The sequence below is a fragment of the Methanocrinis sp. genome, from assembly GCF_049974945.1.
In the GTDB taxonomy this organism is placed as follows: Archaea; Halobacteriota; Methanosarcinia; order Methanotrichales; family Methanotrichaceae; genus Methanocrinis.
In genome coordinates this window covers 1-3,027 of sequence record NZ_JBNGCU010000154.1, presented here as the reverse complement: position 1 = coordinate 3,027, position 3,027 = coordinate 1, and the positions used below count along the sequence as shown (strand labels likewise).

General features: G+C 63.5%; 5 protein-coding genes. 1 reads left to right on the top strand and 4 read right to left on the bottom strand.

Annotated elements, in window-relative coordinates; all coding sequences use genetic code 11:
- The coding region (locus tag ACP5EL_RS10020) for a hypothetical protein (protein WP_428402370.1) at nucleotides 1–539 on the top strand (539 nt) is incomplete at its 5' end.
- A gap of 42 nt (nucleotides 540–581) precedes the next feature.
- On the opposite strand, the gene ACP5EL_RS10015 is transcribed toward ACP5EL_RS10020, so the two are convergent.
- From ACP5EL_RS10015 to ACP5EL_RS10000, 4 genes are all read right to left on the bottom strand, one after another.
- The gene (locus ACP5EL_RS10015) at nucleotides 582–812 is read right to left on the bottom strand and encodes a hypothetical protein (protein WP_428402369.1); all 231 of its coding nucleotides are present in this window, start codon (nucleotides 810–812) and stop codon (nucleotides 582–584) included.
- Nucleotides 813–903: 91 nt separating this feature from the next.
- Nucleotides 904–1,857, bottom strand: coding sequence for a prephenate dehydrogenase/arogenate dehydrogenase family protein (locus ACP5EL_RS10010; RefSeq protein ID WP_428402368.1), 954 nt, complete (start codon nucleotides 1,855–1,857; stop codon nucleotides 904–906).
- Nucleotides 1,854–2,663: a shikimate dehydrogenase gene (locus ACP5EL_RS10005; RefSeq protein WP_428402367.1), complete on the bottom strand. Its 810-nt coding sequence runs from the start codon at nucleotides 2,661–2,663 to the stop codon at nucleotides 1,854–1,856. Before ACP5EL_RS10005 ends, ACP5EL_RS10010 begins: the two co-directional genes overlap by 4 nt.
- A 24-nt stretch (nucleotides 2,664–2,687) precedes the next feature.
- Nucleotides 2,688–3,027, bottom strand: a 340-nt coding sequence (locus ACP5EL_RS10000) for an ATP-binding protein (RefSeq protein WP_428402366.1), incomplete at its 5' end; no start/stop codon positions are given.

The following is a 3,027-nucleotide window of genomic DNA, read 5'->3' as shown; positions in this document are numbered from 1 at the left end:
CCGATCTCGCCGCCGCCGAGGCGGTAGAGGAGGTCCTGGAGCTGGCCGAGAGATCGACGCTGGAGATGCTGGCGTACCTTCCCCTGAGCCCGGTCTACTGCCCTTTCTGCAACCTTCACCGCCCCGGATCCGAGGACTGTGAGGGATGCGGATACGCGGCCAGGTACGGCCGTTGCACCGAAACTGAAACCCCATACAACCAGGCCATCATAGCTCATTACGGCCTGGTGGAGGCGGTAGAGAAACTACTGCCCGGCAGATCTCAAGCGGGTTTCTCGATCCCGGCAGAGGAGGTCCGGGCAGCCTTGGGAGACGACGCCGACCGGGTTGTGGATCTCGCTGGCCGGTTCGGGAGGAGGATCCGAAAGGCCCAAACCTCCGAGGAGGTGATGAGCCTGAAGACGGAGTTCATGGCCGATCTCGTGGGAAGCCTCCCCGCGGAGAGGGTCTGCAGAATCTGCGGTCTCGAGGGCCGGGAGCTCTTCGAGGCTAAGAACGAGGCCCTCCTGGGATTGAGACGCCACTGGCCGGCGGCCTGACGGACCAATAGCCACCTTGGAGGGCTCATCGAGTCTCAAGCTTCAGGACCTCGGTCCTCTGCTGCTCATCGCTGAGGCCAACAGGACTGCCAGGGGTATCAGCCCTATGATCAGGACCGCCTCAAGGGAGAGGTCGAGGGCTACGGCCAGAATGACCAGTATGATTCCCAGAAATACAACGGTCCAGGAGCGGCGGGGGCCGAGGGAGCAGGCGCAGGCGGGCCCTGCGGGCCGGGATTCGCATCTGTCGGGCTTTTGGTCTTCATGATTCATAATCTATCATCTCCGTCGATATCTCTCGCCGAATGGATATATCTCTAATCTCGGGTCTGAACCAGCGGATCCGTCCGGTCCAGCTGCTGGATCATCCCCGCCGTCCTTTCTCTCTGTGGTCTATCCAGAGGCTGATCAGCCTGTCAGACCTGGCCAGGGCCTCGTCCCCGCCCTCAAAATGATCGGCGGCCGATCGCATGGCGTCCATGAAGCCCGCCGAGTTGCCGTCGTCGGCGAGCTTGGCGAGCCTTTTGCACTCTTTGATGTAGGCCTCTCTCACCCGTTCGGCTTCGGGGTTCTCCTGGATGCTGGCGTAGAGCTCCGGGCTCTGGGCGAGGATCCTGCCGACGAAGTCGATCATGATCTCGTAGACGGGGCTCATGAACCGTCTCGAGTGGGCCACGTCGAAGTCGAGAGACTCCAGCGTAGAGCCGATGGAGATGTAGGCGAAGTGGGTCAGGGCCTGGACGACGGCCATGATCCTATCGTGCTCCTCGGCCCCGAGAACCTCCACTCGGGCACCTCCCTCCCGGAAGATCTCCTTCATCGGAGAGAGCCATGCGCTGCACCTTCCTGCCGCCGGGACTAGGATCACCGTCTGGCCCCGGATGGTGGGGATGGTGGGGCCGAACATGGGGTGGGTTCCGAGGATCTCGACCCCCTCGGGAGCCCACCGGAGCATCGCCCTCATCGGCTCGGCCTTGAGGCTGGTGACGTCCATCAGGAGGCTTTCCGGCCTCATCTTTGGTGCGACCTCCTCGATGACCCGGGCCGTCTCCTTGATGGGGACGCTGAGGAGGACCACGTCGCTATTGGCCACCTCCGCCAGAAGGTCGCCTGCATACCTCACCCCCAGCCGTTCGGCCACCTCGACCCGGCCGCTGGGACCCCAGAGCGAGACGTCGAAGCCGTGGCCCCTGAAATATCGGGCAAACCAGCTTCCAGTCCCGCCGGTTCCGCCCACGATCAGCATCCGCTTTTTCATCATCATCTTCTTCATCTCGCTCTTCTCTTTCGTCTTCTTCATCTCTGTCGTCTGAGTCATCGGTTCCTCAGCTCCTCCCTCACCGCCCGCTCCATGACGTCGACGGGAGCCTTCCTGCCGGTCCAGATCTCTATAGAGAGCGCCCCCTGCCAGACGAGCATCGGAATGCCGTCCAGGACCTGCGCCCCGGCCCCAGCGGCATCTTTCAAGAGTTCCGTCTCCCTGTTGTAGACGATGTCGAAGACCGTCTGCCCCTCCCGAAAGAGGGAGCCCTCCACGAGCCGGGGGTCGTCTTCTCTCATCCCGACGGAGGTGGCGTTGACGACGACATCGGCCTCGGGGACCAGCCGGTCCAGATCCGCAAGGCTGTAGCCCCTTCCTCCAACGGCGACCGCCAGGTCCAGGGCTCGTCGAGGGTCCCGGTTGGCGATGGAGACTTCGGCCCCGGAGAGGGCGAGCTGCCGGGCGATCGCCTTCGCCGCCCCGCCGGCGCCTATCACCAAGACCCGCCTTCCTCCAACCCTGACCCCGGCCCCCTCCAGGGCCCGTAGGGCTCCCCAACCATCGGTGTTGTATCCCCTGATCCGGCCGCCTTCACCGAAGGCGACGGTGTTCACAGCCCCCATCGCCGCGGCGTTCTCGTCGGGGACGACCACCTTGAGGGCCTCCTCCTTCAGGGGTATGGTCAGGTTCAGGCCGCCAAACCCCATCGCCTCCGCGCCGAGGATCGCGTCCCTCAGCCGCTCCCACCTCACCCGAAAGGCGAGGTAGCGGGCCGAGAGGCCCAGGGCCGAGAAGGCCGCGTTCTGCATCGCCGGGGAGAGGCTGTGCTTCACGGGATCTCCGAAAACGGCATAGACTAACATCTTTTCGGGCACCTCCTCCAAAGCCTAGAGGCCTCTGTACTTCTCCCTGGGGACGGAGATCTCAAACCTCGCCCCCTCCCCCTCCTCGCCGGTCTCGGTGATGCTCATGCCGGTTATCCCCAGAATCTCGCGGCTGAGGAAGAGGCCGTAGCCGGTGTGCCTCCCGAAGGCCTGATCGAAGATCTGGGCCTTCATCTCCGCTGGTATCCCGGAACCATCATCCTCGAAGACGATTTTCCCCTCGTCCTCATCCCCCTTTTTGACGAAGAAGACCCGGATCTTGCTGACGCCCTGCCCGTGCCTGACAGAGTTCTCCAGGAGGTTGCTGAATACCTTCTCCAGCATCGGGTCGGCGAAGATCTCC

What these genes read in the sequence shown, in the direction of transcription:
- ACP5EL_RS10005 (WP_428402367.1), bottom strand. Translation starts at nt 2,663, where the DNA reads ATGTTAGTCTATGCCGTTTTCGGAGATCCCGTGAAGCACAGCCTCTCC.
- ACP5EL_RS10010 (WP_428402368.1), bottom strand. Translation starts at nt 1,857, where the DNA reads ATGACTCAGACGACAGAGATGAAGAAGACGAAAGAGAAGAGCGAGATG.
- ACP5EL_RS10015 (WP_428402369.1), bottom strand. Translation starts at nt 812, where the DNA reads ATGAATCATGAAGACCAAAAGCCCGACAGATGCGAATCCCGGCCCGCA.